A 13238-nucleotide genomic window follows, 5' to 3' on the forward strand; every position below is an offset into this window, starting at 1 on the left:
ACTTATTTCATGAACAGATTTGGGCACATCGCATGGCAAAGATCGATATTCCGGTCGAACTGGATGAACTGGACCGCAAGATCATCGCGGTTCTGCGGTCCGACGGGCGGATTACCGTCACCGATCTCGCCAAGGCCGTCGGAATGTCGAAGACGCCGTGCCAGGTGCGGTTGCGGCGGCTGACGACAAGCGGGGTGATCCGGGGTTTTCGTGCGGTGGTCGATCCCGCCAGCCTCGGGCTCGACCATGTCGCCTTCGCCGAGGTCAAGCTGTCCGACACCCGCGAGAGCGCGCTGAACGAGTTCAACCGCGCCGTGCGCCGCATTCCCGAGGTGGAGGAATGCCACATGATCGCCAGCAGCTTCGACTACCTGCTCAAGGTGCGCACCGCCGATATCCGCCGCTACCGCGAGGTGCTGGGGGAGAAGATCTCCAGCCTGCCGCATGTCGCCAGCACCTCCACCTTCGTGGCGATGGAAACGGTGAAGGACGCCAGCAGCTGACCGCCTTGGCGATGACATGTGCGCCGGTCTGTCGTTCGGCCGCCCACCGGGCTAGCACCTGAATGAACAGAGCACGTCCAGGAGAGAGCATGACCGCCGGAACCGTCGTCATCACCGGAGCCGCAGGCGGCATGGGCCGCCCCGCCGCGCAGCGCTTCGCCGCGCAGGGCCGTCCGCTCCTGCTGTGCGACCTCGACGCCGGACGGCTCGAAGCGCTGGCCGAAGAACTGCGCCCCGCCGCCGGGACAGTGGACATCCTCGCCGCCGACATCGCCGCCGGGGACTTTCCCGCCCGCATCGTCGCCGCGCTGGACGGCGCCCCGATCTCGGCGCTGGTCCACACCGCCGGGCTCTCGCCGACGATGAGCGACGGCGCGCGCATCTTCTCGGTCAACTACGATGCGACCGAAAGGCTGGTCGCGGGGCTGCTGCCGCACTTCGCCGAAGGGGCATGCGCGGTGCTGATCTCCTCGGTCTCCGCCTACATGCTGGGCGATCCGGCGCTGCTGGAGGCGATCCGCGCGTTCGTGACCACCGGCGAGCGCGGCGGCATCGCCGGCTACATGGACCATCCGGGCATGGCCTATGCGATCTCCAAGCGCGCGGTGATCGGCATCGTCGAGCGCGATGCCCCCCTCTTCGGCGAAAGAGGCCTGCGCATCGCCTCGATCGCGCCGGGCTTCATCGCGACACCCATGGGCAATGCCGAAGCGGAGGCGAACGAACAGTTGCGCGGCCTGATCGGCATGGTTCCCCAGCAGCGCATGGGCCAGGGCGACGAGATCTCCTCGGTCGCGGAATTCCTGTGCTCGCCCGCTGCCTCCTATGTCAGCGGGGTCGATATCCGCGTCGATGGCGGGATCATCGGCCTGCTCAACACCAAAGGCAGCGCGCGGTGAGTTGACTCGCCGGCTTCGCGCTCAATGCAGCTTGAGGCGCGGCCTGACGACGCGGTTGGCGTGACCCACCGCGATCAGCGCCGTGCCCTTGATCCAGCCGTGGATCGCCAGCAGATGCATTCGATAGAGCGACAGGTAGATCATCCGCGCCAGCCGCCCTTCCACCGCCATGCGCCCGCCGACCAGGTTACCCATCAGCGTGCCCACGGTCGAGAACCGGCTGAGCGAGACCAGCGAGCCGCGATCGCGGTAGTCGAACGCGCGTAGCGGGCGCCCGGCCATGATCCGCTTGAGGTTGTCGAACGCGGTCGTCGCCATCTGGTGCGCGGCCTGCGCGCGGGGCGGGACCGGGCGCTCGCGGCCGGGCAGGAGGCAATGGGCGCAGTCGCCCAGCGCGAAGATCCGGGGATCGCTGGCGCTCTGCAAGGTCGGCGTCACCACGACCTGGCCCGAGCGCGCGATCTCCAGCCCGTCGAGCCCCTGCGGGATCGGCCGCGCCTTCACCCCGGCGGCCCAGACCTGCAGGTCGGCGGCGATCAGTTCGCCATCCCCGGTCATCATGCCGTCCGGCCTGCTCTCCACCACCGGCGTCGCGGTGCGGACGCTGACGCCCAGCTTGCGCAGTTCCTCCGTCGCCGCCGCGGCAAGGCTTTCGGGCAAGGCGGGCAGGATGCGCGGCCCGGCCTCGACCAGGGTGACCTCGAGTCGGCTGCGGTCGAAGACTTCCAGCCCGTAGTGGCCGAGGGCGTCCGCCGCGTTGAACAGTTCCGCCGCCAGTTCCACCCCGGTGGCGCCGCCGCCGACGATCGCCACCCGCACCCGCGCATCGCTGGCGGCATCGGCCGACATCGCGCGCGAAACCCGCAGGCACTGGTCCAGCAACCGGTCGCGGAAGCGATCGGCATCGGCCCGCCGGTCAAGGAAGATGCAGTTGTCCGCCACCCCCGGCGTGCCGAAGTCGTTGGTCACCGAACCATAGGCCAGCACGAGGTAATCGTAGCGCAGTTCCTGCGCGCCGACCACCTCGCGCCCGCGATCGTCGCAGATCGGCGCGAGTCGGATACGCTGCGCGGCCCGGTCGATGCCCGCCAGGGAGCCCTTGAAATAGCGATAGCCCCACTTGTGGCAGTGCCCGCGATAACCCACCTCGTCGAGGTTCGCGTCGAGCGATCCGGCGGCCACTTCATGCAGCAGCGGCTTCCAGATATGCGTGCGATTCTCGTCCACCAGGATGATGTCGTGCTGCTTGCGGCCATAGTGCGCGCCCAGCCGGGTGGCGAGTTCAAGGCCGGCGGCGCCGCCACCGACGATCACAATCTGGGTCTTCTGCGTCTTCACGTCTGGTCCTCGATCCGGGGCATCTTGCCCTGCGACAGGTTATGTACTAACTGGTACACACGTTGAGCGGTCCTGTCACCGCCCTGATTTCCGTTGATCCAGGCCGGGCCCGAGTCGTGCGCGATCGCTTTGCACGCCAGGACCGGTGAGAAAAAAAGCAGGAGAAGCCGCGTGTCCGGCACAATTCAAGCGAGCAGTCTGCCGAGCCGGATATGGCTGGCGGTGCTCGGCATCGTCATCTTCGCCGCGGGCCTGTTCTTCGTGATCGCCGGCGCCCGGCTGGTCAGCCTTGGCGGCAGCGTCTACTTCCTGCTCGCCGGCCTGGCCCTGGCCGCTTCCGGCTTCCTGATCGCGCGCCGGCGCCCGGCGGGCGGGATGCTGTTTGGCGCCGTGTTCGCGGCGACCGTGCTGTGGGCGCTGTGGGAAGTCGGCTTCGCGTTCTGGCCCCTGATCTCGCGCCTGCTGGCGCTGGGCGTGGGGATGAGCGTGGTGGCGCTCTCGCTGCCGCTGATGCGCCGCGCGCAGGGCCTCGCCCCGGCATGGCGCCCGGCATTGGCCGTCGCCGCCGTCGTCGGTCTCGGCTCCGCCGCCGGTTTCGCCGCGATGTTCGTGCCGCACCCCACCGTCCCCTTCGCCGGGACCGAGGCCGCGCTGTTCCCCGTCGATCCGGCGCATGAGCAGAAGGACTGGCAGGCCTACGGCAATACCGCCGGCGGCAACCGCTTCGTCGCGCTCGACCAGATCACCCGCGACAACGTGAAGAACCTGCAGGTCGCCTGGACCTACCGCACCGGCGACGTCGCCGAGAGCGACGGCAATGGCGCCGAGGACCAGGACACCCCGCTGCAGGTCGGCGACACCGTCTACATCTGCACCCCGCACAACAACGTCATCGCGCTCGACGCCGACACCGGCCGCGAGAAATGGAAGGCCGAAGTCAACGCCCACGCCTCGGTGTGGATGCGCTGCCGCGGCCTCGCCTACTTCGACGCGCGCGCGCCGATCCGGCAGCCCGACCTGCCCGGCTCCACCCCGGTCAGCGCCGTCACCGTGCCCGAGGGCGCGCCGTGCCAGCGCCGCCTGCTGATGAACACCATCGACGCGCGCCTGATCGCGATCGACGCGGATACCGGCAAGTTCTGCCCCGGCTTCGGCGTCGACGGCGTCGTCGACCTCAAGGCGGGCCTCGGCGACGCGCCCGATCCGCAGTACCAGTTGACCGCCGCGCCGACGCTGGCCGGCACCACCGTCGTCGTCGGCGGGCGCGTGGCGGACAATGTCCAGGTCGACATGCCCGGCGGCGTGATGCGCGGCTTCGACGTCGTCACCGGCAAGCTGCGTTGGGCCTTCGACCCGGGCAACCCGGCGATCACCGGCATGCCCGCCAAGGGCCAGACATATGCCCGCTCGACCCCGAACGTGTGGTCGGCAATGTCGTACGACCCGGCGTCCAACACCGTCTACATGCCGGTGGGCAGCGCCTCGGTCGATCTCTACGGCGTGACCCGCAGCGCGCTCGACCACAAGTACGGCGCCTCGGTCCTCGCGCTCGACGCGACGACCGGCAAGGAGAAATGGCACTACCAGACCGTCCACAACGACTTGTGGGACTTCGACCTGCCGATGCAGCCGAGCCTCGTCGACTTCCCGGTCAAGGGTCGCGGCATGGTGCCGGCCGTCGTCATCGGCACCAAGGCCGGGCAGATCTACGTGCTCGACCGCAGGACCGGCAAGCCGCTCACCAAGGTCGTCGAGACCCCGGTGAAGGCCGCCGACATCCCGAACGAGCCTTATGCGCTGACCCAGCCCAAGTCGGTCGGCATGCCGCAGATCGGCACGCAGACGCTGACCGAGGCCGACATGTGGGGCGCCACCCCGTTCGACCAGTTGATGTGCCGCATCGCCTTCAAGGGCATGCGCTACGAAGGGCTCTACACGGCCCCGGGCACCGACAAGGCGCTGCAGTTCCCGGGTTCGCTCGGCGGCATGAACTGGGGCAGCCTGTCGTTCGACCCGAACACCCGGACCATCTTCGCCAACGACATGCGCCTTGGCCTGTGGGTCCAGATGTTCCCGCAGACGAAGGCCCAGCAGGGCAAGTCCGGCGCGGCGGGCGAGGCCACCAACACCGGCATGGGCAGCGTGCCGATGAAGGGCACGCCCTACTCGGTGACCAAGGACCGGTTCCTCTCGGCTCTGGGCATCCCCTGCCAGGCCCCGCCGTTCGGCACCCTGACGGCGATCGACATGAACACCCACAAGGTAAAGTGGCAGGTTCCCGTCGGCACCGTCGAGGACACCGGCCCGATGGGCATCCGCATGGGCCTGCCGATCCCGATCGGCATGCCGACGCTGGGCGGCACGCTCGCCACGCAGGGCGGCCTCGTCTTCATCGCCGGCACCCAGGACTTCTACTTGCGCGCCTTCGATTCGGGCAGCGGCAAGGAGCTGTGGAAGGGCCGCCTGCCCGTCGGCAGCCAGGGCGGGCCGATGAGCTACAAGTCCGCCAGGACCGGCAAGCAGTACGTCGTCATCACCGCCGGCGGCGCGCGCCAGTCGCCCGAGCGCGGCGACTACGTGATCGCTTACAAGCTGCCCTGACCCCGACGGGAGCGGGCCGGATGCCCGCTCCCCTTCCCGCTATGCCATAAGGACCGATCGGCCCGCCGCACCTTCCGGCGCGGCAGGCCGATCGAGGAGGAGAGGCCATGGGCCACCGCACCGTTTCCCTCGCGACGCTCGCCGGCTGCGCACTGACATTCTCGGCCCCCGCCCTTGCCGATGACGCCGAAGAGGCCGCCGCCGCGCAGGACCGTTCGGCCCAACGCCAGGCCCAACCGCAAGCCGCATCCACCGCGAAGCCGCCGCAGGCACCGCACCCGCGCGACACGCTGACCGGCGACTGGGGTGGTCTGCGCACCACCCTCAAGGACGCCGGCATCAGCATCCGGGCCGACTACGTCTCCGAGACGTTCTCCGCCGTCGATGGCGGGCAACGGCGCGGCACCGCCTATACGCAGCAGATCCGCGCGGGCGCCGACTTCGACATGGACAAGATCGCCGGCATTGCCGGCGGCGCGATCCACGTCACCATCAACGACCGTCGCGGCATCGGCATCTCGTCCGACTTCGTGGGCAACCGCCTGCCCATCCAGGAGGCCGCCGGCGGCCCCTATGCCCGCCTCGGCGAATTGTCGTGGGAGCAGAACCTCGATGGCGGCCGACTGAACCTGCGGGTCGGCTTCTTCGCGATGGGCAACGACCTGGGCGGCCTGGCGATCGGCTGCAACCTGGTCAACGCGGCCTTCTGCGCCCACCCGCTTTCGGAAAGCGGCAACACAGGCTGGTACAACTACCCGAACGCGCGCTGGGGCGCTGCGGTGCGCTACAAGCTGCGCCCGGACCTGATCGTGCGCACGGGCGTCTACCAGGTGAACCCCGAGCTTGGTCTGGAAAGGAACGCGTTCAAGCCTTTCGCCGGCAAGACCACCGGGGTGCTGCTGCCGATCGAGCTGGAGTACGATCCGGGCACCACGCCGGGAAGCCACGTGATGCCCGGCCATTACAAGGTGGGCTTCTACTTCGATACCGCGAACGCCGCGCGGCAGGGACGCACCGGACAAGTCGGCAGCCGCTTCGGCGGCTATGTGCTGGGCGACCAGATGATCCTGCGCGATCGCGGCGGCGACGGCACGCGGGGCCTGTCGATCTTCGGCCACTTCACCGCCAATCCCGAGCAGTCGGCGCAGATCACCCGCTGGTACGCGGTGGGCCTGCTCAAGCTCGGCACGTTCGCCGGGCGCGATGCCGATACGGTGGCGCTCGGCGTCATCCATGCGCAAGTGAACGAGCGCCTGCGCGCGGCTCATGCGGAGGCGGAAGCGGAAATCGGCGACGGCTACACCGCCCTGCCCGAAGGCGAGACCGCGATCGAGCTGAGCTACGGCGTGCAGGTCGCCCGCTGGCTGAACATCCGGCCGGACGTGCAGTACATCATCGATCCCGGCGCCTTCTCGCAGCGCCATACCCACGATGCGCTGGCGCTGGGCGTGCAGGTCAAGATGCAGATCTGATCGCGACAAAAGGAATTGCCCGCCCCGTGCCTCCCCGGCCATAGGACGCAAGACATGCAGGATCAGGGCTTTACCGAACGCAACCGGCGCGACATCGTCGCCGTCGCCACCTCCCACTTCGCCGACAAGGGCTTCGCCGGCGCCCGCGTGGACGAGATCGCCGCGGCGACGGCAACCTCGAAGCGGATGATCTACTACCACTTCGGCAGCAAGGAAGGCCTCTACCGCGCCGTCCTGACCGAGGCCTATCGCGGCATCCGCTCGGCCGAACTCGACGCCGGGCTGGACGAGCTGCCGCCGCTGCAGGCGCTGGAACGGCTGACGGCGCTGACATTCGACTATCACTTCCACCACCCCGAACTCGTCCGGCTGGTGATGGACGAGAACATGCGCCGCGCGCCCCATGTCGGCAGCGTGGTGGAAGCGCAGAACGAGATGGTGCTCCCCGGCACCCGCGCCCTGATCGAGCGGGGCGTCGCCGACGGCAGCTTCCGGGCGGGCATCGACGCGGTGGACCTGCACATGACGATCAGCGCGCTGGCCTTCTACTTCGTCTCCAACCGCTATACCTTCGCGACGATCTTCAAGGCCGACACCACCAGCGAAGCCGCCGCCGCGCGCCGGCGCGAACAGGTGGTCGAGACCGTCACCGCCTATTGCCGCGCGGCGTGAACCCGCGCCCGCGACGATCGAGCGGGCATCGGATAAAAATTTCGGGCGGCATGTGACTTGCCGGGCGTTTCGGTCGAATAGACCATCATGCGCCTGCACCCTCTCCTCACGCTGATCCAGCGCCCCTCGCCCCGGGGCGAGGGGCAGGCGCGCGCCCGGCCCTCCCCTTGCGCGGAGTGGGACCGGCTGATGATCGCCGCGCAGGATGGCCATGGCGGTGCCTACCGCCGCCTGCTGGGCGAACTGGCGCCGTGGCTGCAGCGCTACTTCGAGCGCCGCCTGCCGCCGGGCGAAGTCGACGATGCGGTGCAGGAAACGCTGCTGGCGGTCCACCGGCGGCGGCACACTTACGATCCGGCCTATCCCCTGCGCGCCTGGCTGGCGGCGATCGCCAAGCGCAAGTGGATCGATCAGTTGCGCGGCATCGGCCGCCGTCCGACCGACGCGCTGCCGGACGACCTGGCGATCAGCGATCACGAGGCGATGGTGACCAGCGCCACCGTGCTGGCCAGCCTGCTGGAGCAGCTGCGCCCGGCGCAGGCCCAGGTGATCGCCCTCGTCAAGCTGCAGGGATACACCATCGAGGACGCCTCGCACGAGACCGGGCTGTCCGCCTCCGCAGTCAAGATGAACATCCACCGCGGCCTCGCCCGCCTGACCGCATTCATAGAGAAGACCGACGATGTCGAGTGACGCCCTGATCCGCCGCCTGTCCGCCGATCTCGCCCCGGTGCGACGGCGTAGCGCCTGGCGCGACGCGGCGATCGTGATCGCGGCCTGCATGCTCGAGATCGCGCTGTTCCGGGCGCTGGGACTGATGCGGCCGGACATGGGGCAGGCGATCGGATCTGCCTACATGCAATGGAAGCTGGGCGGCCTCGTCCTGCTGGCCGGGGTAAGCTGCGCCGCCGCGATCCGCTCTTTCGCGCCCACCGCATCGTCCCGCGCCGGCCTTTCCGTCGCCATCGCGCTCGCGGGCGGGCTGGCGGTCGCCGGCCTGTTCATCGCCCCCGCCGGCGCGCACGGCGATGCGCTGCTGGAGCGGCTCTCGCCGCTGCACGGGATGCTGTGCGCCTTGTCCATCCTGGTCGTCTCGCTGCCGGTCATGGGCATCCTCGCCCTGCTGATGCGGCGCGGCGCCCCCACGCATCAGGAGCGCAGTGCCCTCGCCTGCGGACTTGCCGCAGGCGCCTGCGGCGCCCTGGTCTTCGCCTTCTGCTGCCCTGCCAACGACCCGCTCTACGTCATCGTCTGGTATGCCGCCGCCTGCCTCGGGGTCACCGCCATGGGCCGCTGGCTGCTGGCCCAGCGGTTCAGACTCTGAGCCGGTCCAGGCTCCAAGCCGCTTTCCACACCCGGTCCCCGCACGACCCCTCCTCGCGAAGGGGCAGCGGATCCGCGCGCCCACGCCGCGCCATCATCACGAGAAGGATGCACAGATGTTCGGAATATCGCCCTTGGGATGGATTCACACGATCGGCAGCCTGCCGGCCATTCCAGCCGCCGCCTGCATGATCCTGCGCCATGGCCGGATCACACCCCGCAACTGGCTCGGCAAGGTATACTTCCTTTCGATGCTGCTGGGGGCCACCACGGTCTTCCTGGTCGCCCACCAGCCGATCAGCTACGGCATCGGCACGGCGACGATCGTGCTGCTGCTGGCGGGCTATGGCGTCGCCGCCCTGCCCCTGCCGCGATCGCTGACCATCTATCCGGAAACCATCCTGCTGAGCGTGACGGCCTTCCTGTTGATGGTGCCGACCGTCTCGGAAATCCTGCGCCGCGTGCCGGACGGGCATCCGCTGGTGACCGACCTGAAATCGCCGGTTCTGCTGGGCGCGCAGGGCTTCCTGCTGGCCGCGCTGATCGTCGGCGTGACAGCCCAGATCATCCACCTGCGGCGCCGCCCGCCTGTGGGCGCGTAATAACCGAACCGCCGTCTGTTACAAAAAAACACTTTACCCCGGAGCGTCATCGCGTATTCCCCGACCCGCTAATGCAACCGACTCGCATTAGCACAAGGGGAATAGTCATGCTTCGTAGTTTTGCCGCCCGCGCGCTCGGCGGCGCATCCGCTGTCGCTTTCCTGGCCGCCGTCCCGGCCGCCGCGCAGGATCAGTCGCAGGACGCCGCGACCGGGAAGGAAGCGCAGGAGAAGGGCGCCGAGGGCAACTTCCTGGGCACCATCGACATCGGCGAGAGCGCCCGCGCGATCCGCACCGACACCGCCACGCCGATCACCGTGGTCGGACGTGAGGAGATCGAGGATCGCCAGGCCTCGACCATCGCCGAGCTGCTGGATTCGGTGCCCGGCGTCACCCTTATCAACGGCTCGACGCCGATCGGCTCGGGCATCAACATCCGCGGCTTCGGCGCCAACGGCACGTATGGCACCGACCAGAAGGTCGCCTTCGTGGTCGATGGCGCGACCACCGGTTCCGAGGAAATCTACCGCGTCGGCACCCAGCTGTTCACCGATCCGCTGCTCTACAAGCAGGCGCAGGTGATCCGCGGCACGGTCGGCAGCTTCGAATGGGGCTCGGGCATCATCGGCGGCGTCGTGCTGCTGGAGACCAACGATGCGTCCACCGTCCTGCACGGCAAGACCGGCATCACCGCCAGCCAGACGGTATCCGGCCAGACCAACGGCAACGGCTTCGCCACGTCCACCACCGTCGCGGCGATGCCGACCGAACAGTTCGAGTTCCTGGCGAACTACACCTGGCGCACGCAGAGCACGCAGCAGGACGGCCACGGCGACGACATCGGCAACAGCAAGTTCGACCTGCCCGGCTTCCTGGTGAAGGGCGCGTTCCACTTCGGTGCCGACAACGCCCACACCATCGCCGCCAGCTTCAACCAGACCACCACCAGCGACCGCGACGTGCCCTACGACAGCTTCGGCACCACCGCCGGGGTATTCGGCAACGTCGACCGCGACACCAAGAGCCAGGTACTGACGGTGTCCTACGCCTACGATCCGGTCGACAATGACGCGGTCAACCTCCAGTTGCTCTACACTTACGCCAACCAGGAGATCGACCAGAGCGCGGTCGGCACCCCGATCTCGGCCGTGCTCGACGCCGACCACCGCTACGAAACCTCCAAGATCACGCTGAAGAACGCGGCGCTGTTCACCACCGGCCCGATCCGCCACAACCTGCACTTCGGCGTCGAGTACATCCACAAGAAGCGCGCCGACGCCAGCAGCGCGCCGGGCGGCACCGACAATCGCATGGCCGCCTTCGCGGTGGACGAGATCGGCCTGTTCCAGGGCTTCACGCTGAGCCCGGCGATCCGCTGGGAAACCTCGAACATCAAGTCCAACCGCACCGGCACGCCGGTATCCTACAACAACCAGGCCTGGATGGGCGGCGTCTCGGCCCGCTACGAGCTGCCGTTCGGCCTCGCCGCCTTCGGCAGCTGGGCACGCACCCGCAACCTGCCGATCATCGACGACCTCGACAACGCCACCTACATGAACCAGCCGGAAAAGAGCCGCACCTGGGAAGCCGGCGGCTCGTTCGACCGCACCGACCTGCTCGGCCGGGGCGACCATCTGGCGATCAAGGTCAACTACTACGACACCCAGATGACCGACAACACGTCCTATTCTGGCGTGAGCGAGGTCTATCTCGACGGCTTCGAGATCGAGGCGTCCTACGCCACGACGAGCGGGCTCTACTTCGATTTCAACGCCACCATTCCCGATGGCGAGCGCCTGCGCACCACCGGCGTGATCGACGACTGGACCAACCTGCCGCAGAAGACCTACATGCTCTCGGCCGGCAAGCGCTTCGGCAAGCTGCTGGACGTGCGCTGGGAAACCACGCTCGCCGAAGACCTCGACATCAACGGCACCGAGCACGAGGGCTTCGACGTCCACAACCTGCGCGCCACGATCAAGCCAAGCGGCGGCATCTTCGAGAACGTCGCGCTGCGCCTGAGCGTGGAGAACATCTTCGACACCTACTACCAGTCCGCCTTGTCGACGCGGCCCGCGACCGGCCGCAACTTCAAGGCCGCTCTCTCGAAGATGTTCTGAGGGGGGAGAGGTGGCCATGGCATCCTGGATGGGCTGGCTGCAGCCGGGGCAGGGCTGGCGTGCCTCCACTTTTTCGAGAGTGGACCTCAATGCCATGGCCGCCTCGATCGGCGCGCATGCGCTGGTCGCGGCGCTGCTCGCAATGACCTGGACCGAAGCGACGCTGGTGGAGGGCGGCACCCGCGCGTCCCTCGTCAGCATCGACCTGTCCATGCGCGAAGGCGGCCCCGGTCCCAGGCCGCAGCCTTCCGCCACGCCCGAAAGACCGCAGGAACGCGCTTCCGCCAAACCGGTTGAAGCACCTTCCCAGGTCGCCATGGCCGAGCCGCAGGCGCGTCCTTCGCCGCAGCCCGTCCCTTCCCCCGCCGCGCAGGCGGGCGGCGGGGGAGCGGGCCGCACCGGCGACGGCACCGCGGCCAGCACCACGCGCGCGATGCCCGTGGCCCGGCTGATACCCGCACAAGCCGTCGTCGCCCCGGCTGCGGCGAGCGGCCCGCAGTCCCGCATGGCGGAAAACGCGGCCGAAACCCCGGCCAGGGGATCGGGCGGCAGCGGCGGCGGCCGCACTGACCAGGCCGGCAATTCCGCCGTCGGCAACTTCAACGGCCGCGTCTACCAGCACCTCCAGCGCTACCGGCGCGGCAACACGATCGGCGCGGGCGCGGTCCTCGTCGGCTTCACCGTCGAACCCAACGGAGCGGCCAGGGCGATCCATGTCGCACGCGGTTCGGGCTCGTCCCGCTTCGACGCCGAAGCGCTGCAGCTGGTGCGCCGCGCCGCGCCCTTCCCGCGCCCGCCGGACGGCGCCGCGCACAGCTTCACGTTCGAGATCACCGGGCAATGACCCCCGAATTCACGAGGAAAACCGTAGCCATGGCCAGTCCCACATCGTTCCGCCGGATCGCCGCGCTGCTCTGCGCCGCCGCATCCGCCACCGCCCTCGGCATCGCGCCGGGCGCCGCGCTCGCGCATACGTCCTATCTCCTGCCCAAGGTCTTCGCGGCCAATACGGAGAAGATGGTGACGATCGAATCCGCCTTCGCGGAGACGTTCTTCCGCCCCGAAGTCCCCGTCGATTCCAGCGACTACCACGTCGTCCTGCCCGACGGATCGCGCGGCAGCTTCCAGTCGATCACCCCGCTCAAGCAGCTGGTGATCCTCGAAAGCCCGATCGAGGCGGAGGGCACGTATCGCTTCACCACCGGCGTCAGGCTCGGCCGCGTGGGCAAGAGCGCGCTGGTCGGCGGCGAGTGGCGTCCGGTCCACGGCGAGGCGCCCAAGGACGCCGCGCAAGTCCGCACCAGCCAGACCGAGACCGTCGCCGACGTCTACGTGACCAAGAAGCAGCCCACCCGCGCGCCCGTGGACGTGGCGATCGGGCGGCTGCGCATCCAGCCGGTCACGCATCCCAGCGAACTCTACCTCGACACGCCCTTCGCGCTGACGGTACTGTTCGACGGCAAGCCGATGGCCGGGCAGGAGCTGGTTCTCGACCGGGGCGGCGCCGACTACGAGGAAGCGGTCGACCACCGCGTCGTCAGGACCGACGCGCAGGGCAAGGCCGTGCTGCGTTTCCAGCGCCCCGGCGTCTACGTGCTGATGACCCGGCACCGCGCCGATGCGCCGCCGGGATCAGGCACGGACGAGCGCAGCTACACCACTTCGCTCACCTTCCAGGTGGAAGAGTGACCCGAACTTACGCAACGGA

General features: G+C 68.8%; 12 protein-coding genes. 11 read left to right on the forward strand and 1 reads right to left on the reverse strand.

Annotation, left to right across the window (positions count from 1 at the left end):
• Positions 1 to 32: 32 nt before the first annotated feature.
• Positions 33 to 503: an Lrp/AsnC family transcriptional regulator gene (locus V2S85_RS16605; protein ID WP_330703955.1), complete on the forward strand. Its 471-nt coding sequence runs from the start codon at positions 33 to 35 to the stop codon at positions 501 to 503.
• An 89-nt stretch (positions 504 to 592) separates the two neighbouring features.
• Complete coding sequence (locus tag V2S85_RS16610; RefSeq protein WP_330703956.1) at positions 593 to 1402, forward strand: SDR family NAD(P)-dependent oxidoreductase; 810 nt, start codon at positions 593 to 595, stop codon at positions 1400 to 1402.
• Between the two features lie 21 nt (positions 1403 to 1423).
• Here V2S85_RS16610 and V2S85_RS16615 read toward each other — a convergent pair whose 3' ends face one another.
• Positions 1424 to 2740 (reverse strand): NAD(P)/FAD-dependent oxidoreductase, encoded by a 1317-nt coding sequence (locus tag V2S85_RS16615; protein WP_330703957.1) that lies wholly within the window; start codon positions 2738 to 2740, stop codon positions 1424 to 1426.
• A gap of 171 nt (positions 2741 to 2911) precedes the next feature.
• Between V2S85_RS16615 and V2S85_RS16620 the strand changes: the two genes are divergently transcribed.
• The 9 genes from V2S85_RS16620 (at position 2912) to V2S85_RS16660 (ending at position 13219) form a co-directional block, all read left to right on the forward strand.
• Positions 2912 to 5341 carry a glucose/quinate/shikimate family membrane-bound PQQ-dependent dehydrogenase gene (locus V2S85_RS16620; protein WP_330703958.1) on the forward strand — a complete coding sequence of 810 codons (2430 nt, stop codon included), beginning with the start codon at positions 2912 to 2914 and terminating at the stop codon, positions 5339 to 5341.
• Positions 5342 to 5448: 107 nt separating this feature from the next.
• Positions 5449 to 6813: a carbohydrate porin gene (locus V2S85_RS16625; RefSeq protein ID WP_330703959.1), complete on the forward strand. Its 1365-nt coding sequence runs from the start codon at positions 5449 to 5451 to the stop codon at positions 6811 to 6813.
• Positions 6814 to 6867: 54 nt separating this feature from the next.
• A complete protein-coding gene (locus tag V2S85_RS16630) occupies positions 6868 to 7485 on the forward strand; it encodes a TetR/AcrR family transcriptional regulator (RefSeq protein ID WP_330703960.1) in 618 nt (205 codons plus the stop codon).
• Positions 7486 to 7674: 189 nt separating this feature from the next.
• Positions 7675 to 8178 carry a sigma-70 family RNA polymerase sigma factor gene (locus tag V2S85_RS16635; protein ID WP_419198209.1) on the forward strand — a complete coding sequence of 168 codons (504 nt, stop codon included), beginning with the start codon at positions 7675 to 7677 and terminating at the stop codon, positions 8176 to 8178.
• Positions 8168 to 8809 (forward strand): NrsF family protein, encoded by a 642-nt coding sequence (locus V2S85_RS16640; RefSeq protein WP_330703962.1) that lies wholly within the window; start codon positions 8168 to 8170, stop codon positions 8807 to 8809. The genes V2S85_RS16635 and V2S85_RS16640 overlap by 11 nt, the downstream gene beginning before the upstream one ends.
• 115 nt (positions 8810 to 8924) lie before the next feature.
• The gene (locus tag V2S85_RS16645) at positions 8925 to 9410 is read left to right on the forward strand and encodes a hypothetical protein (RefSeq protein WP_330703963.1); all 486 of its coding nucleotides are present in this window, start codon (positions 8925 to 8927) and stop codon (positions 9408 to 9410) included.
• A 107-nt stretch (positions 9411 to 9517) separates the two neighbouring features.
• Positions 9518 to 11530, forward strand: coding sequence for a TonB-dependent receptor plug domain-containing protein (locus V2S85_RS16650; RefSeq protein ID WP_330703964.1), 2013 nt, complete (start codon positions 9518 to 9520; stop codon positions 11528 to 11530).
• Positions 11531 to 11546: 16 nt separating this feature from the next.
• The gene (locus V2S85_RS16655; RefSeq protein ID WP_330703965.1) at positions 11547 to 12374 is read left to right on the forward strand and encodes a TonB family protein; all 828 of its coding nucleotides are present in this window, start codon (positions 11547 to 11549) and stop codon (positions 12372 to 12374) included.
• Between the two features lie 29 nt (positions 12375 to 12403).
• Entirely contained in the window at positions 12404 to 13219 is an 816-nt protein-coding gene (locus V2S85_RS16660) for a DUF4198 domain-containing protein (RefSeq protein WP_330703966.1), read from the forward strand.
• The last annotated feature ends 19 nt before the right edge of the window (positions 13220 to 13238 follow it).

The organism is Novosphingobium resinovorum (assembly GCF_036352595.1).
GTDB lineage: Bacteria > Pseudomonadota > Alphaproteobacteria > Sphingomonadales > Sphingomonadaceae > Novosphingobium > Novosphingobium resinovorum_B.

Coding starts and splice junctions, on each gene's coding strand:
- V2S85_RS16630 (WP_330703960.1), top strand. CDS start 6,868: ATGCAGGATCAGGGCTTTACCGAACGCAACCGGCGCGACATCGTCGCC.
- V2S85_RS16605 (WP_330703955.1), top strand. CDS start 33: ATGGCAAAGATCGATATTCCGGTCGAACTGGATGAACTGGACCGCAAG.
- V2S85_RS16650 (WP_330703964.1), top strand. CDS start 9,518: ATGCTTCGTAGTTTTGCCGCCCGCGCGCTCGGCGGCGCATCCGCTGTC.
- V2S85_RS16635 (WP_419198209.1), top strand. CDS start 7,675: ATGATCGCCGCGCAGGATGGCCATGGCGGTGCCTACCGCCGCCTGCTG.
- V2S85_RS16640 (WP_330703962.1), top strand. CDS start 8,168: ATGTCGAGTGACGCCCTGATCCGCCGCCTGTCCGCCGATCTCGCCCCG.
- V2S85_RS16610 (WP_330703956.1), top strand. CDS start 593: ATGACCGCCGGAACCGTCGTCATCACCGGAGCCGCAGGCGGCATGGGC.
- V2S85_RS16655 (WP_330703965.1), top strand. CDS start 11,547: ATGGCATCCTGGATGGGCTGGCTGCAGCCGGGGCAGGGCTGGCGTGCC.
- V2S85_RS16660 (WP_330703966.1), top strand. CDS start 12,404: ATGGCCAGTCCCACATCGTTCCGCCGGATCGCCGCGCTGCTCTGCGCC.
- V2S85_RS16645 (WP_330703963.1), top strand. CDS start 8,925: ATGTTCGGAATATCGCCCTTGGGATGGATTCACACGATCGGCAGCCTG.
- V2S85_RS16625 (WP_330703959.1), top strand. CDS start 5,449: ATGGGCCACCGCACCGTTTCCCTCGCGACGCTCGCCGGCTGCGCACTG.